The following is a 24829-nucleotide window of genomic DNA, read 5'->3' on the forward strand; positions in this document are numbered from 1 at the left end:
TCGTTTAGGGATTTCCATTAATAGTGGCAATGGCTTACCGGGCATCATAAAGAAATTTTACCAGCGCAGCAGAACCGCACCCCATGTGAAACCACCACCCATAGCTTCCAGCATCACCAGGTCACCCNTTTTGATGCGCCCATCGGCAGCCGCGACGGCCAGCGCGAGAGGAATGGAAGCGGCAGATGTGTTGCCATGCTGATCTACGGTGATCACAACTTTCTCGCTGGGAATTCCAAGTTTTTTAGCAGAACCATCGATGATACGACGGTTCGCCTGGTGCGGCACCAGCCAGTCCAGATCATCTGCCGTCGTACCCGTCGCCTCGAATGCAGCCTCGATGACGTCGGTAATCATGCCAACTGCATGCTTGAAAACCTCACGGCCCTCCATGCGCAGATGACCGACAGTGCCTGTCGTTGATGGGCCACCGTCGACGTAAAGCTTATCCTTATGAGAGCCATCAGAGCGCAGATTGGACGTCAGAACGCCGCGATCCGAGGTCTTGCCCTCACCCTCGCCTGCTTCAAGCACCACAGCGCCAGCACCATCGCCGAAGAGAACGCAAGTCGTGCGGTCGGTCCAGTCGAGAATGCGCGAGAAGGTTTCGGCGCCAATGACCAGCACGCGCTTGGCCATGCCGCCGCGAATATAAAGGTCAGCCGTTGCCATGGCATAGACGAAGCCGGAACAGACGGCCTGAACGTCAAACGCAAAGCCGCTTGTGATCCCGAGACGGNTTTGAATATTCACAGCAGTTGCCGGNAAAGTATTATCCGGGGTGGAGGTCGCCACGATGATGAGGTCGATCTCCTCAGGCTTGATGCCAGCATTCTCGAGTGCCGCGCGCGCTGCCTGCTCGCCAAGCGAAGAGGTCGTCTCCCCCTCACCCGCGATGTAGCGCTGCTTGATGCCCGTGCGCTGCACGATCCACTCGTCAGTGGTCTCTACGATCGCTTCAATGTCCTGGTTCGTCATGACGCGCTTTGGCAGCGCTGCACCGTAACCCCGTATAATTGAGCGGATCATCTTCTATTCCTCATCAACCACGAGCGCTTCGGGTGCCGGAGGCGGAAGACGTCTTGCGTGGTAAGCTTTCAAATCATTTTCTATTTTGGCTGTCAGGCCATTATGGGCCATGTCATAGCCAACATCGACTGCGGATGCGAAGCCCATGGCATCCGTGCTGCCGTGGCTTTTGATGACGATGCCGTTTAAGCCCAGAAACACGCCGCCATTGACCTTACGCGGGTCCATCTTCTCACGCAGGACATCGAAAGCGCTTTTCGCCAGGATATAGCCGATCTTTGCGATAAAGCTGCGGGAAATCGCTTCGCGCAGCAGCGTATTGATCTGCCGGGCTGTGCCTTCGGCGGTCTTCAAGGCAATGTTACCGGTNAAACCTTCGGTCACCACGACATCGACCGTACCCTTGCCGATATCGTTGCCCTCGACAAATCCACGATAGTCGATGGTGCCAAGACCTGCTTCACGGATCAAGCGGCCCGCTTCGCGAACCTCTTCCTGTCCCTTTACCTCTTCGGTGCCGACGTTCAGAAGGCCAACCGTCGGGCGGTCGATATCGAACAGTGCGCGAGCCATGGCGCCGCCCATGATGGCGAAGTCGAGAAGTTGCTGGGAATCAGCGCCGATCGTCGCGCCCACATCAAGAACGATGCTTTCGCCCTTTGTCGTCGGCCATATGCCGGCAATGGCAGGCCGCTCGACGCGAGCCATGGTGCGCAGGCAGAATTTTGCCATGGCCATAAGGGCGCCGGTGTTACCTGCGGAGACGGCGACATCGGCCTCGCCAACCTTAACGGCTTCAAGCGCGCGCCACATGCTGGAGATATAGCGGCCACGGCGCAGCGCCTGGCTCGGCTTCTCATCCATCGCAACGGATACTTCGCAGTCGAAAAACTGTGCCNTTTCCCGAAGTTTCGGAAATTGCGCCAGAATTGGCTCACATCTGGCTTTCTGCCCATAAAGCAGGNAAACTACATCGTTATGCCGCTCCAGCGCCTTGGCAGCGCCGGGTATGGCAACATCAGGGCCAAAATCCCCGCCCATGACGTCAATTGCAATTCTGATCACGCGTCCCTGATCCTTCTTACCGCCGTGCGGTGGAATTTTGCGCGAAAATACCGTTTCCGCGTTCTCTTACAACCGAATTGTTGGTGCTAACCGGATTCAGTCTTTTTTCCAGTCCTTCAACGCCGCAAAAGGCGACGGCTTTTTTTCTTCCACGAGCTTCTCTTCGCCGTACTCTGCAAAGTCCACATCGGGCTTGCGAGGATAAGGCTCGATAGCGAGCGCTGCGAACTCCGCGACGACAACGCCGACATCAATCGTATCACCGCTGAACTGGTCAGGCATATCAGGACCATCCGGGTCGAGAACAATTTCACCCTTCTCGTCCGGCATCATGCGCGCCAGTTTGGAACCCTCCGGTACAAAAATCTGATCGATCNTTTCATCGATAACACTCGAAACCGGCTCCAGTGTGACAACGCAAGCCTGGGTCAAAGCAACACGCACATCACCCGTAANTTTCAATCCATCTCTTTTCCAGCGTGTCACCTGCAATTCGCTTTTCAGAGACTCCACGGACAAGACATCCCACAGCTTCGCCAGTCCGATCAGTTCGTCCGGGCTGGCGGTGAGACCAATCCTGACCGGATTGGCGGAAATATGACCTACCTTCACAGGATAGGNAAAAGGTACGTCATCGTTGGCCGGATGTTGCGAACTCATTGAAACCTCATAACTCGGGGACGGGCAACGTCACATGTCCTGTCGCGACGAGGTCTTCCGACTGCGCAGACAGTGCATGGGCCGCCGCCATCATCCAATTGGCAAGTCCGCGCATATCAGGCGCGGACGCTTCTGCCTGCGGGTATATATTGCGTGCAAGGGCTGCCGCAAGGGCTTCTATATCCGCTGCGTCCAATGCGCTGGCATAGGATTCAAGTCGTCCGTAAAACATGCCCGCAAATTTCTTCATCCGCTTGGGCACGCCCTGATCACCGATGCCAAGCTCGCGCATGGAGTGATCAAGGTCCTGAAAAAACGCATCCACGATCTCCTGCGCAATCTCCTGCCCGCTGGTGGCGGATGATTTGGTACGCCGGAAATAAAGAATCATGACGATTGCCAGCATCTCGAAACGGCCCATGACCGTATCCGGCACACCAAGGTGCAGATAGAAATTCGGGTGGCGTGCCGCAGTGGTCAGCGTATGATATTGCCTGTCAACGATGGGACGATTGTTGTTTTTCTTTTTGAAAAGACCGAACACCATCGAAATTCCCGAATATTGATCGGCGAAATGGCGTCTCGCCTGTCGCGCTTGTTGCATGATTGCGAAAGCTGGTTTACCGAAGCATCCAAGAATTGCAATGCCGTTGAGGTCACGTTCATCGTCTGGCTGAAACAGTCGTAGAGAAGCGTCGCGAGCGACGCAATTTTCGNAAACCTGTTGCATTCCTTGATGAAGCGGGGAATTCCTGTCCCCGGATTGACATAATCGTGTGTACACAAGCGCTACAACACGCAATGCCGGAAGGTGCCATTCATGATCGCAGTCGGGGAAACGCAGGTGAGCAAGCAGAAATCAGGAAAGCAGACCACGTTTCTGAGCAAGACTGCGGTAGCGATTGTTGTCGCATCCAGCCTCTTGTCAGCCTGCACCAGCACAACCGATGTTTTCCACAATGGTTACGTTGCAGACGAACAGTCCCTCCAGCTCATCCCCGTCGGCTCAAGCCGCGAACAGGNTTTGCTGACCATGGGCACGCCATCCAGCACGGCAACATTCGGCAACGAAGTCTTTTATTACATCTCTCAGAAACGCGTGCGTAAAGCAGCGTTCATGAAGCCGAAACTGGTCGAACAGAACATTCTGGCGATCTATTTCGACAAGAACGGCGTCGTTTCGCAAAAGGCGAACTACACGCTTCAGGACGGCAAGGTGTTCGACACCATTTCACGCACCACGCCAACCGGCGGCAAGGACCTTACATTCCTGCAGCAGCTTCTTTCCGGTGGCACGGCAGGTGCCGGTATCGCCAAGAGCATACTGGGCCAGAGCGGCAACAACGGCAGCGGCTTCTGATCTTACCAAAAGAGACAATGCAAAAAGCCCGCGAGACGATCTCTCGCGGGCTTTTTGTTTCGGGCNTTTTTAGTGTGCCAGCACAGCCAGCAACAACAGCGCCACGATGTTGGTGATCTTGATGGCAGGATTGACCGCCGGACCGGCCGTATCCTTGTAAGGGTCGCCGACGGTATCTCCGGTAACGGATGCCTTGTGCGCATCGGAACCTTTGAGATGCGTGACGCCATCCTTGTCGATGAAGCCATCTTCGAAGCTCTTCTTGGCGTTATCCCATGCGCCGCCACCTGATGTCATGGAAATCGCGACGAACAGACCGTTGATGATGACACCCAACAGCGACGCGCCCAGGGCGGCAAAGGCTGATGCCTTTGAGCCGGAAATGAGCAGCACACCGAAATAAACAACAAGCGGCGCCAGAACCGGCAGCAGCGAAGGAACGACCATTTCGCGGATGGCTGCNTTTGTCAAAATATCCACGGCACGGCCATAATCCGGCTTCTCCGTGCCCTGCATGATGCCTGGTTTTTCGCGGAACTGGCGGCGGACTTCTTCAACGATGGAACCGGCGGCCTTGCCGACCGCCGTCATGGCGATGNCCCCGNAAAGATAGGGAATCATGCCGCCGAACAGCAGGCCTGCAACGACATAGGGATTGGACAGGCTGAAGGAGATGTCGCCGATATCCTTGAAGTAGGGATAGAGGTCGCCATTGGCAGCGAAATAAGCAAGATCGTTGGAATAGGCCGCAAACAGCACGAGCGCACCGAGACCCGCCGAACCGATGGCATAACCCTTAGTCACGGCTTTGGTGGTATTGCCGACGGCATCCAGCGCATCGGTCGCCTTGCGAACATCCGGATTGAGGCCTGCCATTTCGGCAATGCCACCGGCATTATCCGTGACCGGACCGAACGCATCAAGGGCGACGATCATGCCTGCAATACCGATCATGGCGGTAACCGCAATGCCAGTGCCGAACAGGCCTGCAAGCTGATAGGTCGATAGAATACCGCCAACGATGACGATGGCTGGAAGCGCTGTCGATTCCAGCGAGACGGCCAAGCCCTGAATGACGTTGGTACCATGGCCGGTGACTGAGGCCTGAGCGATGGAATTGACCGGGCGCTTGTTGGTGCCGGTGTAATATTCCGTAATGACGACGATGAGTGCTGTCACAAGCAGACCGACGATACCGCACAGAAACAGGTTGGTGCCGGTGATATCCATACCTGATACGGTGCCGATGGAGCCCCAGCCGATGGTGAGCGTTGTTGCAACGGCTAAGCCTGCAATAGAGAAAACACCCGTTGCCACCAGCCCCTTATAGAGCGCACCCATGATGGAGTTGTTGGTGCCGAGCTTGACGAAGAAGGTCCCAGCAATAGAGGTCAAAGCACAGACGCCGCAGATGGCCAGCGGGTACAGCATGGCGCTTTCCAGCACCGGAGCACCGGCAAAGAAGATCGCGGCGAGAACCATGGTGGCGACAACGGAGACGGCATAGGTCTCGAACAGGTCAGCAGCCATGCCCGCGCAATCGCCAACGTTATCACCGACATTATCGGCAATTGTGGCAGGGTTGCGTGGATCATCTTCCGGAATACCGGCCTCGACCTTGCCGACGAGATCGCCGCCGACATCGGCACCTTTGGTGAAGATGCCGCCGCCGAGACGGGCGAAGATGGAAATCAATGATGCACCGAAGCCGAGAGAAACAAGTGCGTCGATCACTTCACGCGAGCCGGTCGCGTGGCCAAGCCCCGCTGTCAGGACAAGGTAGTAGATGGAAACGCCGAGCAGCGCGAGGCCGGCCACCAGCATGCCGGTAATGGCACCGGACTTGAAAGCGATGTCCAGGCCTGCGGCGAGGCTGTGGGATGCGGCCTGCGCCGTGCGCAGATTGGCCCGCACAGAGACATGCATGCCGATAAAGCCTGCAGCACCCGACAAGGCGGCACCGATGATGAAACCGATGGCGGCTTCGGTTGAGAGAAAGAACCAGACCGCGGCTGCGACGATGATACCGACGATTGCGATGGTNAAATATTGACGGCTGAGATACGCCTGCGCGCCCTCACGAATATAACCTGCGATCTCCTGCATGCGTTCACTGCCCTGATCGGCATCCAGAACGCTTTTCGTTGCCCACACCGCGTAAACCACGGACAGGACACCGCATAAAATTACCAATGCAATAACGGTCATTCGCACTTACCTCCTATGTGCCGGGCTCACTCCCTTCCCGGCGGGCGAAACCTTGCGCGGCGCAAGGAATGAGGCCCAGCGCCAAGGTAAGCCGCTTGTTCCCCTCCAAGGAAAAACGGCTTGCGTGGCGAAGATGCGTTGGCGTAACCCGCCACGTCAAGTCCGAAGATGTTTGCTGGAAATCTTATCGCTCTGATTCAGACCGCTTTTTGCTTTTGTTTCAGCAAAAGAAAAACAATGAGCGCAAGGCAGGTGCCAGCCACCGGCCAGATGACGAGGTTCATGACCGACCAGCCCCATGTCGTAAACACCTGGCCCGAGGCAAAAGACGACAAAGCGACCGTACCAAACAGGACAATATCGTGAAAACCTTGAACCTTGTCCGCCTCATGCGGACGGTAGCTGGACGAGACGATGGCAGTCGCCCCGATGAAGCCGAAATTCCATCCCATACCGAGCAGAACGAGAGCAGCCCAGAAATTCCAAAGCTCCACCCCCATATGTGCGACGACAGCACACGCCATCAGAACGAAAAGCCCTGCAGCGACGACTTTTTCCGCGCCGAAACGTGAAATCAACATGCCGGTGAAAAAGCTTGGGGCAAACATGGCCAGCACATGCCACTGTATGCCAAGGGTTGCGAGTTCGCTTGGAAAGCCGCAACCGATGACCATGGCCAGCGGCGCGCCGATCATCATGAAGGTCATCAGCGCATAGGACCCTATGCCACAGATCATGCCCGTGACGAAGCGATGCGTGGTGACGATGTCTTTCAACGGTCGTGCCGGTTGCAGCGTTGCAGAGGCACTGCGCAATTCCGGCAATTTCAGAAACGACAGGATTGCAACCGCAATGAGCCCAAGCGGAATGAGCGCAATGAAAGCACCCGCAAAAATGACCGGCTCCAGCAAATTCTTGCCGAAGATCGCCAGTTGCGGCCCGACGATGGCGGAGATGACACCACCTGCCAATATCCAGGATATCGCCTTGGGCTTGTAGAAAGACGGTGAAGCGTCAGCGGCGGCAAAACGGATTTTCTGCGTGAAGCCGCCGGAAATGCCGATCAAAAGGAGACCGATCGCAAACAGCCAGAACTCGGATCGAAACAGCGCAAGAGCTGCCACCCCGCCGCCGATTGAGCACAAAAGCGCGCCGAGAATGAACCCTGTCTTGCGGCCCAGAAAACGCGCGGCAAAAGCAACGGCGATAGCGCCGACTGCAACGCCGATGTTGAAGCCGGTCAGCGGCGCTGTCGCCAACGACTTGTCGGAACCAAGAAGCTGATAGCCTGCCAGCGCGCCAACGGAAAAACTAAGCGGTGCGGCAGACCCCATGATGGCTTGCGCCGCCGTGAGCAGGAAGACATTGCGTTTGGCTTCGTTCAGTTGGTCTTCAAGTCCCGGAACGGAAACCGCACTCATGTCTTCCTCGAATGTTTGTTAGCGCTTTACCTCGCCGCGCACCTGCTTGGCGATGCGGTCCAACACCGCGTTGACGAGCTTCGGCTCGTCATTTTCGAAAAACGCGCGGGCAATTTCAACATATTCCGTGACGATCACGGCAACCGGTACGTCCTTGCGCTCCAGTATTTCGAAAGTACCAGCACGCAGAATCGCCCGAACAGTCGTATCCAGGCGCGACAGCGGCCAGTCTTCCTGAAGAGCGGAGCGCACCAGAGGGTCGATTTTCGTCTGGTCGCGCACAACGCCTGCGACAATGGAGCGGAACCACGAAGGATCGGCTTTCAGATAAGTCTCGCCATCCACTTCCTGGCCAAGACGATGAGCCTCGTACTCAGCGACGACTTCCATCACGCCGGTGCCGCCGACATCCATCTGGTAAAGCGCCTGCACCGCTGCAAGGCGCGCAGCGCCACGCTGGTTGACCGGCTTTACAGACGACTGGCGGGGCTCTGAACCGTTGTCAGTATCACTCATGCTCTCAGCCACCCAGTTTCNTTTTCAGTTCGATCATGGTCAGTGCCGCACGGGCTGCAAAACCGCCCTTGTCCTTATCGGAACGGCGAACGCGCGCCCAAGCCTGATCTTCGTTTTCGACGGTCATGATACCGTTGCCGATGGCAAGCGACTCACTGACGGCGAGATCCATCAGTGCGCGCGAGGATTCGTTGGAAACAATATCNAAATGATATGTTTCACCACGGATGACCATGCCAAGCGCGACGAAACCATCATATTCCGTGCCTTCATCGTCCGCGCCGTCAAGCGCCATGGCAATTGCTGGCGGAATTTCCAGAGCACCCGGAACGGTGATGATATCATAGGTGGCACCAGCTTCATCGAGCGCAAACTTTGCACCATCGAGAAGAGCATCGGCCATATCGTCATAAAAACGTGCTTCCACGATGAGAAGATGAGGCTTGGACATGGGAATTTCCTGAAAATCTGCGCCGGATCATCCCGGCTTTTGGCGCGGTCAAACCATGGCTTGCGCGCTTTAGCAAGCANTTTTCACGCATGGCAGATCATCCGGCATCCATGACCGACACTTCTGTAACGGAAGCGAACCGAATAGATCAGACCGTTTGTGTGGGAAACTCCGCCAGTCTAGCAGCATAACGCGCCATCGTATCAACCTCGAAATTCACGAAATCGCCCGGTTGCCGGTCGCCCCATGTGGTGACGGACAACGTGTGGCGGATGAGCAGGACGTCAAAATCCCTGCCGTTGACGGCGTTGACGGTGAGCGATGTGCCGTCTAGCGCGATGGAGCCTTTGGGTGCCACGAANTTTGCCAGATGCTCGGGTGCACGAAGACGAATACGCACCGCCTCACCTTCCGATTCGACGGATAGGATTTCCGCCTTGTCATCCACATGGCCCGATACGATGTGACCACCGAGTTCATCGCCGATTTTCAGCGCTCGCTCCAGATTGACGCGGGTATCCTTGGTCCAGCTCGCAATCGTGGTCAGGCGAAGTGCCTCTTCCCACGCCTCAACCTCATACCAGCGCTCATTGCTTCCCGTGTCAGGAAGCTTCGTCACCGTCAGGCACACCCCGCCATGGGAAATCGATGCGCCGATGTCGATGGTCGCNGGGTCGTAGCTCGTCGCCACCCGCAAACGAACACCTTCCGGCAGCGTCTCAAGTTCGGAAACGGTTCCAACGTCGGTGACAATTCCGGTAAACATCAAAGCGGCCTTTCAAATTCNAAACAGCGATCTACACCGTAAGCTGTCTCGCTGACAAAGGTAAATTCCTCAGGGATATCGGCACGTTTAATCGGGCTTTCAAGTCCATCCGCACCGACAATAATTGGGCTCTCGAACAGCAGGATACGGTCTACGAGACCAGCTTCAAGGAAGGATGTTGCGACGTGAGCACCGCCTTCAACCAGAAGTTCCGACATTCCTCGATCTGCTNAAATGGTGAGGAGGGTGGCGAGGGTTGGGGTTTCTAAGATTTCAACGTGGGCGGATTCGAGTTGTTGGCGTTTTTGGGTGTGGCTACCCCCCTCTGCCCTGCCGGGCATCTCCCCCACAGGTNGGGAGATCGGCAGAACGCGAGCCTCGCCGGACACCTCATCCTCAGTGACATGCGTTGAGGGTGGTGCATCAATGTCGAGCTTCAAATTAGGACGATCTGCCAACCGCGAGTCGATCTCCCCCCTTGAGGGGGAGATGCCCGGCAGGGCAGAGGGGAGTAGCTGCGGGCTCGACGCTATCCGCGCCACCACCGTCTTCACATCCCCAGCCGTCCGTACCAGTTTAGACCCCAGCGGCAACTCCAACCGTCGATCCAGCACAATCCGCACAGGCGAGCGATGCTCCAACCCCGTAATCCGTACAGTCAACTCCGGGTCGTCAGCCACCGCCGTACCAATCCCGACAAGAATAGCATCACATCGCGCCCGCAACTCATGCACGGCTTTTCGCGATTCAGGACCAGTAATTGCCACCTGCCCTTCCCCAACCCGGCCGATCATCCCATCACCGGAAACAGCAAGTTTCAAAATCACATGCGGACGCTTCTTCAGCTTTCGCGTGAGATATCCGGCCATCAATCGCTCACCCTCGGCGCGGAACAAGCCGGTTTCGACCTCAATCCCGGCATCCCGCAAAATCTGATAACCGCGCCCGGAAACCCGCTCATCGGGATCATCGACAGCAACGACCACGCGGGCCACGCCGAAATCCACCAGCGCGATGGCGCAGGGCGGTGTTCTGCCGAAATGTGAGCATGGCTCGAGAGTAACGTAGGCCGTCGCACCTAAAGCCGCCTCTCCCGCCATCTCCAGTGCCAGTCGCTCCGCATGCNGGCGTCCGCCGACGGCAGTCACGGCTTCGGCGATGATCTCGCCATGCTTGACGAGAACACAGCCAACGGAGGGGTTGGTGTCGGTGAGCCCCAGATGGCGGCAGGAAATCTGGATTGCTCGCGCCATGAACCGTTCATCATCGGCACGGGTCGTCACGGCTTACGCTCCGGCGTCCGTATCACGCGCAATCTTGGCGTTGATCTCGGCGATGACGTTTTCGAAATCCTCGGCATGGCTGAAATCGCGGTAGACCGAGGCGTAACGCACGAAGGCCACGTCATCGAGACCCTTTAGCGCTTCGAGCACCTGCAAGCCAATTTCTTCCGATGGAATTTCCGTCTCGCCAGAGCTCTCCAGACGACGAGCAATGCCGGAAACCGCGCGCTCTATGCGGTCACGGTCCACAGGGCGCTTGCGCAGTGCGATCTCGAAGGACCGTACCAGCTTTTCACGATCGAAGGGCAACTTGCGGCCGCTCTTCTTGATGACCATCAACTCGCGCAATTGAACGCGCTCATAGGTCGTGAAGCGACCACCGCAATCCGGGCAGATGCGCCGCCGGCGGATGGACGTGTTGTCCTCCGCCGGACGCGAGTCCTTGACCTGCGTATCTTCCGAGCCGCAAAAAGGGCAGCGCATTGCTTGATCCTATCTTACAGGTACGGGTACATCGGGAACCGGTCCGTCAAAGCAACGACCTTCTCACGGACCGCAGCTTCAACGCTGGCATTGCCTTCATCGGAATTGGCAGCTTTCAAACCGTCCAACGTCTCGACGATGAGCTTGCCGATTTCGCGGAATTCCGCTTCCTTGAAGCCGCGTGTCGTACCGGCAGGCGTACCAAGGCGCACACCAGAGGTGACGAATGGCTTTTCAGGGTCGAACGGAATGCCGTTCTTGTTACACGTAATGTAGGCGCGACCGAGTGCGGCTTCCGCGCGCTTGCCGGTGGCGTTCTTCTTGCGAAGATCGACCAGCATCAGGTGGTTGTCGGTACCACCGGAAACAACGTCGAGACCGCCTTCGATCAGCGTTTCGGCCAATGCCTTGGCGTTCTTAACGACCTGCGCGGCGTAGTCCTTGAACTCGGGCTCAAGCGCTTCACCGAAGGCAACCGCCTTTGCGGCGATGACATGCATCAGCGGGCCACCCTGAAGACCGGGGAAAACGGCCGAGTTGAACTTCTTGGCCAAATCCTCGTCATTTGTGAGGATCATACCGCCGCGTGGGCCGCGCAGCGACTTGTGCGTGGTGGTCGTGGCAACGTGGCAATGCGGGAACGGCGATGGGTGCTGGTCACCAGCAACCAGACCGGCGATATGTGCCATGTCGACCATCAGGTAAGCGCCGACTTCATCGGCAATCTCGCNGAAGCGCTTCCAGTCCCAGGTGCGAGAGTAAGCCGTGCCGCCAGCCAGAATAAGCTTCGGCTTGGATTCCTTGGCCTTACGCTCGACTTCATCCATATCGAGAAGGTTATCGCCTTCGCGGACGCCATAAGACACGACGTTGAACCATTTGCCGGACATGTTGACAGGCGAACCATGCGTCAGGTGACCGCCGGAATTCAGGTCGAGACCCATGAAGGTATCGCCCGGCTGCAGCAGCGCGAGGAAGACAGCCTGGTTCATCTGACTTCCGGAATTCGGCTGAACGTTGGCGAAGTTGACGCCGAACAGCTTCTTGGCGCGCTCGATGGCCAGTTCTTCGGCAATATCCACGAACTGGCAACCGCCATAATAGCGCTTGCCCGGATATCCCTCGGCATATTTGTTGGTCATGATCGAACCCTGCGCTTCAAGCACGGCGCGGGAAACGATGTTTTCGGAGGCGATCAGCTCGATCTCGTGGCGCTGACGACCAAGCTCCTTCTCAATCGCACCGAAAATTGTCGGATCGGCTTCGGCAAGCGGGCGGGAAAAGAAGGCATCTGTATTCGTCATGATGATAGCTCCCTGAAACAGTCATGCGATGGCGTCTTAACGCCCTGCCCTTTCAAGAGCAAGACAGCCTGCGAGATTTGCCCGTCAAACTGCGACCTTCCCATAAATAATTGCCGTATTGACCCGCCAATCGCCCAAAAGAAAAGCCGCGCTTCGAAAAACGCGGCTTTCATATCAATCAGATCGCTAAATCAGTTGCGAGGAATAAGATCGTCGTCGATCGAGCCAGACGGCTGCTCCTGGGTGTTGGTCGTGTTGAGTGCCAGTTCGGCGTTGCCATCCTTGCTGTAGATGTCGTCGCGGAACTGCACGACGCCATCGCGTGTCGACCATGCTGTGATGTAGACGAAATACACAGGAATTTCCTGCGACAGCTTGATCGGCGTGTTGACGCGGCTGGCGATAACGCGCTCGATTTCCTGGCGCGACCAGCCGGGCGTGTCACGCAGCATCCAGGACGTCAGATCGCGAACGTTCTGCACGCGAACACAGCCGGAAGACTCAAAACGCATCAGCTTGTTGAACAGGCCCTGCTGCGGCGTGTCGTGCATGTACTCGTTGTTCGGGTTGTGGAAGTTGATCTTGGTCGAAGACATGGCGTTGTTCTTGCCGGGGTCCTGACGGAACATCAGGTTCGGAGCCTTGGGCGCGTTCCAGTCGATCGTCGTTGGAGACACTTCCTGACCACGGCCATCCAGCAGACGGATGTTGTTGCGCTCCAGATAGGTCGGATCCTTCTGCATCAAGGGAACGATGTCCTTCTCGATGATCGAGCGCGGCGCAGTCCAGTAAGGGTTGAGAATGATCTCGTAGATCTTGGAGTTGATGATGTGCGTCGGGCGTGTGTCGCGACCGACAACCGCAGTGTTGCGAAGAACGACGCGGTTGTTCTCGACAGCCTCGATGGAAGCAGCCGGAATATTGACCATGACGTGACGCGGACCGAGATCACCCGACATCGTATTGATGCGAACGAGGTTGGTCTGAAGTTGTCCCAGACGAATCTGCGCAGAAACATTCAGCGCCTTCAACGTGTATTCGCCGATAACGCCATCAGCCGGAAGTCCGTGGCGTGCCTGGAACCGCTTCAGAGCACCATCGACATACGAATCGAATGCGCTGGAAATACCGGCTTCACGGGGCAAATCGCCGGAGATCATGAGGCGCTGACGCAAAGCCTGAACAGAAGGATCGCTCACGCCGATCTGAAGCTTTTGCTGGCTCGCAGGAACGGCAGGCCAGCCACCGTTCGAAACGATCTGCTGATACTGCATCACCGCCTGCTGAACGAAAGCAGGTGATTCCGGGCTGAGAACCGGCGTGTTGGAAGCAACGCCGACAGCGGCACGCGAAGAGTTCGCGTCGAACTGGTCGTCCCAGTTACCGCGACGCGATGAACCGATCAGATCGTTGAACGCATCCTGCGCAAAGGCCGGTGCAGCCAGCGCCACGGCGCCCAGCGAAACAGCGGAGCGCAGCATGGCGCGTCGAGATAGAACATCGGGGACGANTTTTTTTGTCATTGCACCTACCAGCCACATTATCAGGCATCATAAACAATGCCTAAAACCACATCGTTAACAAACACGTATAAACGCGCCTGCCGGCAGGATTGACTCGATGCGAACTTTAGGATGACGCATGACGCGAACACAGGAGAAACCGCCGGCTCCTTAGCTTGTGGCGGTCCCATACCAATATGGCCAATTCGTGTCACCTGAAGGTGCCTCACGAAGCTGTGTCAGCCTGTGATTTTAAGGAGATGCCGCGCAAAAATGCAACAAGCCGGATGCGCCCCGCATCCGGCTTTGCTTGATGGCATGATTACTTCGAGNAAAAAGTATTGGATCAGCTAACTAAGGGTAACATTACCTAAAGAGATGTACTCNTTTAGGATCGTACACTTTGAGCTGTATCAAGAGCGCTATTGTGTAGCGAAACGATATTTCCTACCTTCCAAATCATATTGGGGGTTTGGATGAATCACTTTCCTGAGTTTGACGATCTTCCTGACGATCCTGAAGTTGCGTTTGTACGACTATACGAGCGCCACAACGAGGAATATCAAGATCGGGTTCGTGGCGAGCAAGATACTCGGGCCGAAGCTGTTGACTTTATGAACACTATGCTCGGCGTAGCCCGCGGATTGGGAATTCCCGCCTTCGACTCTTGGAGTATCCCGGACGATTGGGATGAGGTCTATTCGGTTTTCACGAGTTTCGACCGCGCGCTTAAGCGTTACGTTATGGAAATTAAGGTCCGCAAGTCTCGGGTAACAAAAGTCTACTCGGTTTCGCTTAACGATGAAGACAAGGAGCGGATTCACGGATTGGTTCGCGAAATACGCGACGTCCTAACGAAAGCCGATTTACAAGATCGCAAACGCAACTCGCTCTTTGCCAAGCTTGCCCTGTTCGAGGCGGATGTTGACAGGGTGCGAACCCGCTTCGACAATGCAATGCTGATGTCGCTTGAAATTATCGGAGTTGTTGATCAGGGAACCGGCACTCTAAAGCCCGTAAATGAGCTTTTGCGCCGTATCCAATCAATCATGGGCCTCGCCAAGGAAAAGGAGCCGGAGCAAAACCAGCTTCCTCCGCCAGCCGAGCAGAAAAAGCTTTCTCCACCTCCAAAGCAGATCGAAGGCCCCAAGAGCAATGGTAACTTCTCATCAGATTTGGATGACGACATACCGTTTTGACATAAAAGGGCGCTACACGGACGGAACCCGCGAGCGCCCAATTTTAAGGCTGGAGGCCTTTTAGCCACTGCCGGGTAAGTAGCGCGCAACCCTACGCCACTGCGGAAATTCCTGTGCACTTTTACGCAATCATGCGCCAGTTAGAGCTTTCTAATTCGGAAGCAATATCAATGCTCTGATCGATTACAGGCGATAAGCGATGCTGTCGTTCCAGAAACGGTCCAGACGCTGGAGCATCTTGTTCATTTCGGCGAATTCGCCAGTGCCGATGCCGCCGACTTTTTCGATGGAGCCGATGTGGCGCTCGTAGAGGCCTGCAACGGTTTCTGCGATGTCCTGACCCTTTTCGGTCAGGCTGATGCGAACCGAGCGGCGGTCGATGCGGGAGCGCTGGTGGTTGATGAAGCCGAGGTCTACCAGCTTCTTGACGTTGTAGGAGACGTTGGAGCCGAGGTAGTAGCCACGCGAACGAAGTTCGCCAGCGGTTAGTTCTGAAGTGCCGATATTGAAAAGCAGGAGCGCCTGAACTGCGTTGACATCATCGCGACCCTGACGGTCAAACTCGTCCTTGATGACATCGAGAAGGCGGCGGTGGAGGCGCTCAACCAGGTGAAGCGATTCCATGTAGAGAGAGCGGATGGTTTCGTCCTGAGCGTCGGAAACGATGGCCTGTGGCTTTGCTTTGCTATTGATCATGACTGCCTCACTGNTTTGTTTGGCGGTGTTTGTTTGTTTCCCGCCTTGAGACCAAATCTAAGCAATGCGCATAAAATTCTACTTAAAATGCACGATTAATGAAAGGTTACTTGCATGATCGGCTTTTGATGAAGCTTGTATCAAATACNAAACCCTCCATATCATCACCATATATTTCAATAACTTACGTCGAAAAAATAAGAAAAATCGGGCCTGAAGTGCTTTAATTTTATGGTAAATCAATTCTTGAGCGCTCGTCGTTTTGGCGGGAATCTAGCCAGAAAGCGACCTGAAATAGTATATAAACAGTTGATACGATGCCGTGCATAACCGGTACCACGGTGTTGTGTCCGTAAATATCCGGCCACACCCTGTACATCGCAATCTGGGTTCCGGCACCGATGACCCACATCACCGNCCCCCAGGACACGCCAAGCCACAAGCCAAGAGCTGCAACGGGGAAAACAACCGCCAAACTGGTGCCCGCCACGCGCCACTGCATATTGAGCATATCGAAGCGCGCCTGCCCGTTTAGCGAATAGCCGGTCAACATCGCCCAATATTGCAGGCTGAACCAGAAGCACGACAGCGCCACCAGCCTCAGGAAAATGAGGTAGAGAATTTCGCTCAGCGGCATTTTCGGATGTGGTAGAGAATCAGGTTCCATGGCGGCAAGATACTGACCTGTTGCGGAAGCGACTAGCGGATATTGCTCTGCCCCACAACGACTGTCAAAAACCCGCAACGATCTGCCGCATTCGCATGTGCTTTTCCTTGTGTTATGTGCAGGGCGTATTTGGAAAGGCAGATAACGATGAACGACAAGACACATCTCGTGGACCACATTACCGGCCACCGTCGCATGCGCCGGAACCGCAAGGCGGATTGGACGCGCCGGCTGGTGCGTGAAAACCTGCTGACGGTGGATGATTTCATCTGGCCTGTGTTCATCGTACCGGGAACGAATATTATCGAGCCCATTCCATCCATGCCCGGCGTCAATCGTATGAGTGTGGACAGGGCGGTTGAAGCCATCAAGGAAGCCGCCGATCTCGGCATTCCCGCCATTACCACCTTTCCCAATATCGAACTTGATATGCGTGACGAAACCGGCTCTCAGGTTCTGGAAGCCAATAATCTTATCAATCAGGCAACGGCAGCCATCAAGAAGGCCGTGCCGAACATCGGCATCATTACAGATGTCGCTCTGGACCCATTCACCAGCCATGGGCATGACGGCATTTTGCGGGGCGATGAAATCATCAATGACGAAACGGTGGATCAGGTGGTCAAGGCTGCCATCATGCAGGCCGATGCAGGTTCTGATATCATTTCGCCGTCTGAAATGATGGATGGCCGCATTGGTGCCATTCGCCGGGGGCTGGATGCCAGCGGCCACCAGAATGTCGGCATCATGTCCTATGCGACAAAATTCTCCTCAGGCTATTACGGCCCGTACCGCGATGCGATCTGCACCAGTGGCCTGCTGAAGGGGGACAAGAACAGCTATTACATCAGCCCGGCCAACGGCACGGAAGCGCTGCGCGATGCGGCGCTGGATGTGGAAGAAGGCGCCGATATGTTGATGGTCAAGCCAGGCCTGCCCTATCTCGACATCTGTTGGCGTTTGAAGGAAGCGTTCGGTCTGCCGACCTTCGCCTATCAGGTTTCCGGCGAATATACGCAGATAAAGGCCGCCGCCCTCAACGGCTGGATTGACGGCGAACGGGTGATGATGGAAACGCTTCTGTGCTTCAAACGCGCCGGTTGCGACGGCATTTTGACCTACTTCGCGATCGAGGCCGCNAAAAAACTCGCCAAGGGTTGAATGGGTAGATCATTGCATTGCACGGTTTCGACACCATATGATTTTGCGAACAGGAGAAACCGTCGATGAGCCTCGACCCGAACACGACTTACGTCCCGACCGAAGACTGGCGCGCCTATAGCGGCGTACTGAGCCGTCGCGTCTTTGCTTTCATCATCGATTACATGATCGTGCTGCTGCTGTGCATTCCGGCTGCGGTCATCATCTTCTTTCTCGGCGTGCTGACGCTCGGCTTGGGCTTCGTGCTGTTCCCGGCCATGTTCTTCATCGTCGCAATTCTCTACTTCGGCATGACGCTGGGCAGTTCGGCGCAGGCGACACCGGGCATGCGCGCCGCAGGCATCGCCATGGCGCGGACAAACGGACAGCGAATCGATTTCGTGCTATCCACCGTGCACATCGCGCTGTTCTGGATCATCAATTCGATTTTGACACCGTTCATNCTGCTCGCAGGACTGTTTACGGAACGCTCGCGTCTGCTTCACGACTTTCTCTTGGGAACGGTTATCGTTAGAACGACCTAAATACTTAAAAGCCGTCTCTGGCGGCTTCAATTCGACGTGCGTCCCACATCAGCCAGTTGACGTTTTTTGTCTTTTTGCCATTCTGGCAGGAAGGGTTGACTGGCGAAGGGAGCGATCAGGGTTCGATGAACACGCAGGCGACGCCTTCTCCGCAATTTTACCTGACCGCCCCGGCGACGTGTCCGTACCTGCCCGGCCAGCTGGAGCGAAAGGTTTTTACGCACCTCGTTGGTCCACGAGCGACGGAAATGAACGACCTCCTCACGCAGGGTGGTTTTCGACGCTCACAGAACATCGCCTACCGCCCAGCCTGCGAGACATGCCGCGCCTGCGTATCCGTGCGCATTCTGGCGAACCAGTTTACGCCGACGAAATCCATGCGGCGCGTCATGAGCATCAACAGCGATCTGGTGGCAACCGTCCATCAGTCCGAGCCATCCACCGAGCAGTTTTCCCTTTTCCGCCGTTATCTGGACCGCCGCCACCAGTCCGGCGGCATGTCGGATATGTCGGCGCTCGACTATGCGGTAATGATCGAGGACACCCATGTCAGCACCCGAATCATCGAATATCGCAAGCGCGAACCAGGTGCAGGCATAGACGCCAGCAAACGGGGGGAGCTGATTGCCGTTGCACTGACGGATACGATGAGCGACGGCCTGTCCATGGTCTATTCGTTCTTCAATCCGGAATATGNAAAGCGATCGCTTGGCACCTTTCTCATTCTCGATCACGTTGCCCGCACCCGCACGCTTGGGCTGCCACATGTCTATCTCGGTTATTGGGTGAACGGTTCTGACAAGATGGGCTATAAGGTCAGGTACCATCCGCAAGAGCATCTCANCCCGCGCNGTTGGGAACTCTACCAGCCCGAGGCATCTGAGCCTGTGCAGGCGGAGACATGNAATGATCACAAGCAGGAAAACGCGTGCCTAAACTTCTTACAAGCATCCTCTTCACCGGCACTGTTCTTGCTCTTTCGACACCGATCGCCAACGCGCAGACCGGTGGCTGGAAACCCAGCGAGCAGATCAAGACCTACGCCATCAGCGGCAACACCGGCTTTGGACTGTACCAGTCCGTCGGCGAGCGTGGCCCGCAGGCGGGCGTCCAGGCCGTTGCCCACACAACGTTCAAGCTGACTTGGCGGCGTGATTACCGCCCTCAGCCGGATGGCGCCTGCGTATTGGCCACAGCGCGACCCAACCTGACCATCATCTACACATGGCCCAAAGCACCGGCAAAGCTGCCGCCAGATGTTGCCGCCAGCTGGCAACGCTTCATCTCAGGCGTGGAAAAGCATGAGCGCGTCCATGGCGAGCATATTCTCGACATGGTGNAAAAGATCGAAGCTTACAGTATCGGCCTGCGGGCCGAGAACGATCCGAAATGCCAGAAGGTCCGCGTCGTCCTGCAACAGCGTTTAGGCGAACTTTCAAACGAACAGCGCCAGCGCGGTCGCGACTTTGATCGGGACGAATTGTCGAATGGCGGCGCTGTCCATCAACTCATCCTGGCGCTGGTGAACGGCCCTTGAGTCCCAACGACTACTCGGCCGCCTCGCCTTTCAGCACCGGCTCGGCCAGAATGGCAATCTCCAGCTCGTAGGAATACCCCTCAAGCATTGTATAGGCCTGCTCGATGACTTCGATCTGCGTCTCTGCATTGCGAATGGCATCGGCAATGGACTGGCTGCGAGCCCGCAGCATGGAGCCCAGCACATCTGTTTCGGGCTTGCGGCCAAGGCGATCCATATGTTTGCGCACGCGGGCGCGGTGGCGTTCCAGTTCCAGAATGTGAAAACGGCTTTTCAAGATATCGTCCGTCAGCTTGCGGCGCATGGCAGCAACAGGATCGAAGCTGCCGGGCTCACGCTCATCCAGAATAAACTCGTTGACCAGCGTTTCCAGCATCAGCAAACCCTTCAGGTCCTTGGCATCGGCCAGTTGCGGATCATAGCCGGTGTCGTCGAACACGCGGCGACGCACGGGGTCCTTCAACAGATCATAGGCCAATTGCAACTTGGCAAATTGCTCGGCATCGCCGCCGCTGTCAGGGTGGGCGCTCTTGGCCACCTTGCGGTAAGCGGATTTGACTGCCGCCTCATCCGCATTGCGTTCCACACCCAGCNAAACATAAGGATCGATCACCGAAACACCTGTACCCGCATTCTCGAAAACAGCTCTGCCCACAAATCAGAACAGTGGCCGCTAAGGGATCATACGAAATTTTGCGCGCGNAAGGCACCCCTCTGTCGCGGTTTTGAACGCAAAACGACAACGACGCCTCACCGTCTCCAACCGCAACCGGCCATCGCCCGCAAATTTGTCCAGCACATGGCAGGGACGAGACCGGTCGTTACAAATGTGTGGAGAACCATCCATTTCCAATTCTCCAAACGCTCCCCGACGCCGGGTTATAGGCTGGTTTCAAGGGGTTATGGTGTATTTCCGAAAAGCCGTGTACTTTAGAAACCACTTCTGGAGGGAGGAGTTCGATGTCCGAAACGATTGCCCAAACTGTCTCAGATTACGTGCAGGGAATGACCCATGCCGATGCCAGCCTTTTACGGGAGGTATTCGATCCTCGCGCGTTTATCGTGGGTAACTACGAAGGCGCAACCGAATGGCTGTCGCTCGAGGATTTCATCCACCAGATTCGCTCCGCCGATCAGGGCTTGCAGGAGCAGCAGCAGGAGTTTGAAATCCTGGGAATAGACAAAACCGGCGACACCGCCTCCGTCAAACTCACCACCCGCGTCGCCGGCCTGGGTTTTTCCGAATATCTCACCCTGCTGGAACGCGACAAAAACTGGACCATCGTCCACAAGCTCTATTACGTGCGAAGCTAAATCACAGCGCCCACCCAAAAATCACAAATTTTCGAGCCGCAGATCAAATTTCCACTTTACACCGGAAAAGAATCTGCTAATTCCACACGCACTGGATTGCCCTTGTAGCTCAGTTGGTAGAGCACCTGATTTGTAATCAGGGGGTCACGAGTTCGAACCTTGTCGGGGGCACCAGTATTTTCAAGGCTTTAGCTCTTGAAACCAGCCAAACATAGGCTATCATCACTCTCACACACGTCTCGCACAGTTTGAGAGGGTAAAATGACCTCACATTCCGTCCTTGGTGATAAGGTTCGCGTCTACCGCCGCGCCAACAGTTCGCTATGGCAATGCTCCACTTATCTCGAAGGTCGGGAGTGGTGCGTCAGCAGCAAAACCGACAGTCTGGCTTAGGCCACAGAATTTGCCGAGAACTATTATCTGGAGCTTCGCGGCAAGAGCCGCGCGGGCCAGCTTAAGTTCGAACGCACCTTTGCCGACGCCGCCAAACAGTTGACCGTGAAGGCAACCGGCGTTCCGCTTACATCCTGCGCCACACCTACATCTGCCTGTGGCTGCTGGAAGGTGCGGATATCTACCAGATCGCCAAAAACTGCCGTACGAGCGTGGAAATGATCGAAAAGCACTATGCCGTGCATCTCAAGAACATGCTGAATGCCAAGGCCATCAACGTGCGCAGGGTGAAGGCGGTGGCTGCCGAGGCGTAACCGCTTTCAGGGTCAGTTGGAAGGGCTGTCTTTGGCCTCAAGGGTGGCGAGGTCTTCCCTCAAGCGCACCGCCATATCCATGCGCTCGTGCTGGATGCTCATCACACCGAGATCGCCATTATCAAGCGCTCGGAAGAACAGGTAATGGTGCTCGTAGCGGCTGAAATAAGCCTCTCGCTTGATATCACGCGGCACCGCAAGGCCTTGGGGCAGACGTCGCCACAGAAGGCGGTTGTCACAGAGGCGCTGCAAATGTGCGTGTAGACCCCGCACATAGGTCTCGGCTTGCGCTTCGCACCATTGTCTAACGGTGTCATCCCAGATTTTATCCTGCGCCGCATCGGCAGGCGCATAAAACCGATAAGCGGGCATGATCAGCTGCGCTTGTTGCGACGAATCACATCATCTGCGGAGACCGCTACGAACTCGCTGCCATCTGCTCGCATGGCTGGAGCCAGTTCCCGTTGCAGGGCTTCCCATGCTTCGTCACGGGTTTGCAGGTCACGACGGATAAGGGCGCGGATGTATTCGCTGGCGTTCTCGTACAGCCCACCCTCGCTGATTTGCTGCTGGATGTGGTCTTGTAGCGCACCACTGACCTTAACGTGAATGCTACCTGACGGCATCTGCCCACCCNTTTATTATTTATGAGATTATGCGTAGCGTAGCATATATTGTCAATATTCATCACCACCTTGATCCGTGTGACGCATCTTGAAGATTCGCCGTCTGTATGTATCAATGCGTAACAGTGCACCTATGCATCGCCCAATGTGTACGCATTGTTCGAAAGTGGCGATGCTCTGCTCGGNTTTCTGACCAGCCGTGGGACGGACTGGAGAAAACGGCAATTGCGTCAGGGGACACCCCTGAACCCCGCCCGTGCCNGGGCAAGGTGAATGGCTATCTATCACCTGAATGTCAAAAACATCAGCCGGGGCGACGGGCGCTCTGTTGTCGCCGCCGCCGCATATCGCGCGGGTGAAGTTCTGCCTAGGATGCATTGATGGAAGGCGTGAACATTTTTCGCCTTCCCACAATTTTCTCAACGCGTTATCTCTTATGTTACCGAAATGGCTGGAAACGTGGCTTTCCAAAAATTAGTTGCCTAAAACTTCCAATTGAAACGAGGGACGAACCGTCGATCCTGTGTGCCGATAACGGCTTGGATCAGAAGCTGCGCATCTTGCAGCTTCTGATTTACAGTATTCGCGCGCAATGCCACCAGAATCTCGGATGCCCGCGTCCCGTCCGAAATGGACAACTGCACCAGTCGCTTATAGGTGCGATCCCTGAAGAAGATTGCCTTCGCAGCCGCTAATAGCCGGTCATGCTCATCAACCGTGATGGCGGAGAGTTGCAAGCATATCGAGATCGTCGCGTGTACATCGACGAAAGGTTCGCTGAGCGGAAGGAAACCAACCTCAACTGAGCCATGCGATAGCGGAACATCGGAATCGTCCTACAACAGACCGCTGTTCGCAAGCCGCCCATGCAATTCTCCTTTGAATGGGTAAACGCGGGTTCGGCCGATATCGAATGCATCATGCAAACGTCGAGAACCTATCGTAGTGTTTGCAATGCATAAGACGCTTCCAGTTGTCGAGNAAATCCCTATACACACAACAGCACTGATCGATATTAAATGCCACCTAGGCGGTTTTAAATGACGTTTTCCCTGCAAACATTTGGACAACTGCAGCTCTTGGGTCCGCAGAGTGAAGCCGTTCCATTTCCGGAGAAGGGTCTCTTAATCCTTGCCTATCTACTGACAGCACCTGAAGGTTCTGCTCATCGAGCGACATTGGCGCAGTTTTTGTGGGGCGATGTAAATAAAGAGGTTTCGCTCGTCAATTTGCGCTCAACCATCTCGAGGATCAAATCACGGCAGGATGAACTTGGTGCAGAGTTCCTTTCCTTCACGGGCAGCGCAATTTCTCTGGGCCAGACGACGGTGGCGTCCGATCTGCTGACGCTTCACAAGCAGGAATTAGAGGAACCCCTCATCTGGCTAGGGCGACTCGTTACGCTTTTCAATCGGACGTTTCTGGCTTCGATTAACTGCCAAAGTCGCGAGTTTGACGTATGGCTGATCCAGCGTAAAATTTATCATAGTGCTCTTCTCAAGGGGCTTTTAAAAGAAACCTCCCAGTCAGCAACGACACCTAAGGAAGAGGAGATCATNAAAAATGCTGCTATCCTCATCTTCCATACAGAACCGGNAAATCCAGATACACTCAAGTTCCTCGTGCAGATATTCAACGCGGAGGAAGAAGTTGAGTATTTTCGGAAATACCTTGAGCAACGGAAACAATCACTTTCCAGAGGCTTAGAATATCTAGGTGCTAATTCCGGTAGAGGTCCTGCGGAAACCGTCGCAAAAAAGGAAGGGTCTGAGCAGTTGTCCGCATGGGATAGCTCCATTCCTGAACCTCTCTCTCAATCCGAACAAACACTAAGAAGCGCCGTCCCTCGTCTCGCCTTGCTACCGCCTACGAACGTTCATCGTGATCCGGTGGTCGCCATGGTCGCATCCTCGTTGATCGAGGATATTACAATTGGGTTCTGCGCCCTCAATAGCCTTGAGATCATTGCTCCTCATACCGCGCTTCGGATCGGGAAAACATCGGNAAACAAGCCAGATGTTTTTGAACGCTATGACATCACCTATGNTTTGGACACCCGCCTGAGCGGCGTTGATAGTGACGATCTGTCCCTGTTCGTTCAGCTTACCTACGTAAACAACTCGGAGATTGTGTGGGCAGAGCGCTACAAGCTCGAAAGCCTGAANCTGATAGACAGACGCAGAGACCTCTTGCGGCAAATTACACTCTCCGTGGCAGGACGGATCGAAAGTCATCAGATCACTCGTCCCTATTTTGAGCGCAGTGCCGCTGCCTATCACCGCTATCTTATTGGCCGTCACTACCTCAATCGCCTCACACTTCAGAACCTGCGCCGTTCGCGGAAAGAACT

General features: G+C 55.6%; 25 protein-coding genes, 1 tRNA gene and 2 pseudogenes. 9 read left to right on the forward strand and 19 right to left on the reverse strand.

The window, feature by feature from the left end; translation table 11 throughout:
• Positions 1-57: 57 nt before the first annotated feature.
• From CUC55_RS18900 to CUC55_RS18915, 4 genes are all read right to left on the reverse strand, one after another.
• The gene (locus tag CUC55_RS18900) at positions 58-1029 is read right to left on the reverse strand and encodes a beta-ketoacyl-ACP synthase III (protein ID WP_103088816.1); all 972 of its coding nucleotides are present in this window, start codon (positions 1027-1029) and stop codon (positions 58-60) included.
• Between the two features lie 3 nt (positions 1030-1032).
• A complete protein-coding gene (plsX, locus tag CUC55_RS18905) occupies positions 1033-2094 on the reverse strand; it encodes a phosphate acyltransferase PlsX (protein WP_103088817.1) in 1062 nt (353 codons plus the stop codon).
• Positions 2095-2190: 96 nt separating this feature from the next.
• On the reverse strand, positions 2191-2754 hold the full coding sequence (locus CUC55_RS18910; RefSeq protein WP_103088818.1) for a YceD family protein: 564 nt from the start codon (positions 2752-2754) through the stop codon (positions 2191-2193).
• 7 nt (positions 2755-2761) lie between these two features.
• Positions 2762-3301: a ubiquinol-cytochrome C chaperone family protein gene (locus CUC55_RS18915; protein ID WP_067645643.1), complete on the reverse strand. Its 540-nt coding sequence runs from the start codon at positions 3299-3301 to the stop codon at positions 2762-2764.
• Between the two features lie 273 nt (positions 3302-3574).
• Between CUC55_RS18915 and CUC55_RS18920 the strand changes: the two genes are divergently transcribed.
• Positions 3575-4114, forward strand: a complete 540-nt coding sequence (locus tag CUC55_RS18920; RefSeq protein WP_103088819.1) for an outer membrane protein assembly factor BamE — start codon at positions 3575-3577, stop codon at positions 4112-4114.
• A gap of 69 nt (positions 4115-4183) precedes the next feature.
• On the opposite strand, the gene CUC55_RS18925 is transcribed toward CUC55_RS18920, so the two are convergent.
• The 9 genes from CUC55_RS18925 to CUC55_RS18965 form a co-directional block, all read right to left on the reverse strand.
• Positions 4184-6322 carry a sodium-translocating pyrophosphatase gene (locus CUC55_RS18925; protein ID WP_103088820.1) on the reverse strand — a complete coding sequence of 713 codons (2139 nt, stop codon included), beginning with the start codon at positions 6320-6322 and terminating at the stop codon, positions 4184-4186.
• Positions 6323-6519: 197 nt separating this feature from the next.
• Positions 6520-7743, reverse strand: coding sequence for an MFS transporter (locus tag CUC55_RS18930; RefSeq protein WP_067645458.1), 1224 nt, complete (start codon positions 7741-7743; stop codon positions 6520-6522).
• An 18-nt stretch (positions 7744-7761) separates the two neighbouring features.
• Positions 7762-8259, reverse strand: a complete 498-nt coding sequence (nusB, locus tag CUC55_RS18935) for a transcription antitermination factor NusB (protein ID WP_067645456.1) — start codon at positions 8257-8259, stop codon at positions 7762-7764.
• Positions 8260-8263: 4 nt separating this feature from the next.
• Positions 8264-8710, reverse strand: coding sequence for a 6,7-dimethyl-8-ribityllumazine synthase (gene ribH / locus CUC55_RS18940; protein WP_103088821.1), 447 nt, complete (start codon positions 8708-8710; stop codon positions 8264-8266).
• A gap of 148 nt (positions 8711-8858) precedes the next feature.
• Positions 8859-9476, reverse strand: a complete 618-nt coding sequence (locus tag CUC55_RS18945) for a riboflavin synthase (protein WP_103088822.1) — start codon at positions 9474-9476, stop codon at positions 8859-8861.
• On the reverse strand, positions 9476-10759 hold the full coding sequence (gene ribD, locus CUC55_RS18950; protein ID WP_103088823.1) for a bifunctional diaminohydroxyphosphoribosylaminopyrimidine deaminase/5-amino-6-(5-phosphoribosylamino)uracil reductase RibD: 1284 nt from the start codon (positions 10757-10759) through the stop codon (positions 9476-9478). Before ribD ends, CUC55_RS18945 begins: the two co-directional genes overlap by 1 nt.
• A gap of 3 nt (positions 10760-10762) precedes the next feature.
• Positions 10763-11242, reverse strand: a complete 480-nt coding sequence (gene nrdR, locus CUC55_RS18955; RefSeq protein ID WP_045228943.1) for a transcriptional regulator NrdR — start codon at positions 11240-11242, stop codon at positions 10763-10765.
• A gap of 14 nt (positions 11243-11256) precedes the next feature.
• Positions 11257-12546: a serine hydroxymethyltransferase gene (glyA, locus tag CUC55_RS18960; protein ID WP_103088824.1), complete on the reverse strand. Its 1290-nt coding sequence runs from the start codon at positions 12544-12546 to the stop codon at positions 11257-11259.
• Positions 12547-12737: 191 nt separating this feature from the next.
• Entirely contained in the window at positions 12738-14069 is a 1332-nt protein-coding gene (locus tag CUC55_RS18965; RefSeq protein ID WP_103089198.1) for a L,D-transpeptidase family protein, read from the reverse strand.
• A 455-nt stretch (positions 14070-14524) separates the two neighbouring features.
• On the opposite strand from CUC55_RS18965, the gene CUC55_RS18970 reads away from it, so the two are divergent.
• Positions 14525-15247 (forward strand): hypothetical protein, encoded by a 723-nt coding sequence (locus CUC55_RS18970; RefSeq protein ID WP_157940979.1) that lies wholly within the window; start codon positions 14525-14527, stop codon positions 15245-15247.
• Positions 15248-15430: 183 nt separating this feature from the next.
• On the opposite strand, the gene ldtR is transcribed toward CUC55_RS18970, so the two are convergent.
• A complete protein-coding gene (ldtR, locus tag CUC55_RS18975; protein WP_173645921.1) occupies positions 15431-15940 on the reverse strand; it encodes a transcriptional regulator LdtR in 510 nt (169 codons plus the stop codon).
• A 232-nt stretch (positions 15941-16172) separates the two neighbouring features.
• Positions 16173-16610, reverse strand: a complete 438-nt coding sequence (locus CUC55_RS18980) for a DUF6163 family protein (RefSeq protein WP_170063924.1) — start codon at positions 16608-16610, stop codon at positions 16173-16175.
• 147 nt (positions 16611-16757) lie between these two features.
• On the opposite strand from CUC55_RS18980, the gene hemB reads away from it, so the two are divergent.
• From hemB to CUC55_RS19000, 4 genes and pseudogenes are all read left to right on the forward strand, one after another.
• A complete protein-coding gene (gene hemB / locus CUC55_RS18985) occupies positions 16758-17771 on the forward strand; it encodes a porphobilinogen synthase (RefSeq protein ID WP_067645442.1) in 1014 nt (337 codons plus the stop codon).
• 65 nt (positions 17772-17836) lie between these two features.
• Positions 17837-18295 carry an RDD family protein gene (locus tag CUC55_RS18990; RefSeq protein ID WP_103088826.1) on the forward strand — a complete coding sequence of 153 codons (459 nt, stop codon included), beginning with the start codon at positions 17837-17839 and terminating at the stop codon, positions 18293-18295.
• Positions 18296-18420: 125 nt separating this feature from the next.
• Positions 18421-19170 (forward strand): annotated as a pseudogene (locus tag CUC55_RS18995) (arginyltransferase); the annotation flags it as partial.
• A 74-nt stretch (positions 19171-19244) separates the two neighbouring features.
• Positions 19245-19832 (forward strand): DUF922 domain-containing Zn-dependent protease, encoded by a 588-nt coding sequence (locus tag CUC55_RS19000; RefSeq protein ID WP_245417808.1) that lies wholly within the window; start codon positions 19245-19247, stop codon positions 19830-19832.
• Between the two features lie 10 nt (positions 19833-19842).
• Here CUC55_RS19000 and CUC55_RS19005 read toward each other — a convergent pair whose 3' ends face one another.
• On the reverse strand, positions 19843-20445 hold the full coding sequence (locus CUC55_RS19005) for a J domain-containing protein (RefSeq protein ID WP_103088828.1): 603 nt from the start codon (positions 20443-20445) through the stop codon (positions 19843-19845).
• Between the two features lie 347 nt (positions 20446-20792).
• Here CUC55_RS19005 and CUC55_RS19010 point away from each other — a divergent pair, with 347 nt between their 5' ends.
• The 3 genes from CUC55_RS19010 to CUC55_RS23345 all read left to right on the forward strand — a co-directional run bounded on the left by CUC55_RS19010 (position 20793) and on the right by CUC55_RS23345 (position 21539).
• Complete coding sequence (locus CUC55_RS19010; RefSeq protein ID WP_067645434.1) at positions 20793-21146, forward strand: nuclear transport factor 2 family protein; 354 nt, start codon at positions 20793-20795, stop codon at positions 21144-21146.
• Between the two features lie 98 nt (positions 21147-21244).
• Positions 21245-21320 (forward strand) — tRNA-Thr (locus CUC55_RS19015).
• Positions 21321-21407: 87 nt separating this feature from the next.
• Positions 21408-21539 carry a hypothetical protein gene (locus CUC55_RS23345; RefSeq protein WP_280940007.1) on the forward strand — a complete coding sequence of 44 codons (132 nt, stop codon included), beginning with the start codon at positions 21408-21410 and terminating at the stop codon, positions 21537-21539.
• A 326-nt stretch (positions 21540-21865) separates the two neighbouring features.
• On the opposite strand, the gene CUC55_RS19025 is transcribed toward CUC55_RS23345, so the two are convergent.
• From CUC55_RS19025 to CUC55_RS23695, 3 genes and pseudogenes are all read right to left on the reverse strand, one after another.
• Entirely contained in the window at positions 21866-22225 is a 360-nt protein-coding gene (locus CUC55_RS19025; RefSeq protein WP_067645432.1) for a type II toxin-antitoxin system RelE/ParE family toxin, read from the reverse strand.
• 2 nt (positions 22226-22227) lie between these two features.
• Positions 22228-22479 carry a ribbon-helix-helix domain-containing protein gene (locus tag CUC55_RS19030; RefSeq protein WP_067645430.1) on the reverse strand — a complete coding sequence of 84 codons (252 nt, stop codon included), beginning with the start codon at positions 22477-22479 and terminating at the stop codon, positions 22228-22230.
• 482 nt (positions 22480-22961) lie between these two features.
• Positions 22962-23303, reverse strand: a pseudogene (locus CUC55_RS23695) (TfuA-like protein); the annotation flags it as partial.
• Positions 23304-24829: the final 1526 nt, after the last annotated feature.

Origin of the sequence: Agrobacterium bohemicum (assembly GCF_002896715.1) — a bacterium.
In the GTDB taxonomy this organism is placed as follows: domain Bacteria; phylum Pseudomonadota; class Alphaproteobacteria; order Rhizobiales; family Rhizobiaceae; genus Agrobacterium; species Agrobacterium bohemicum.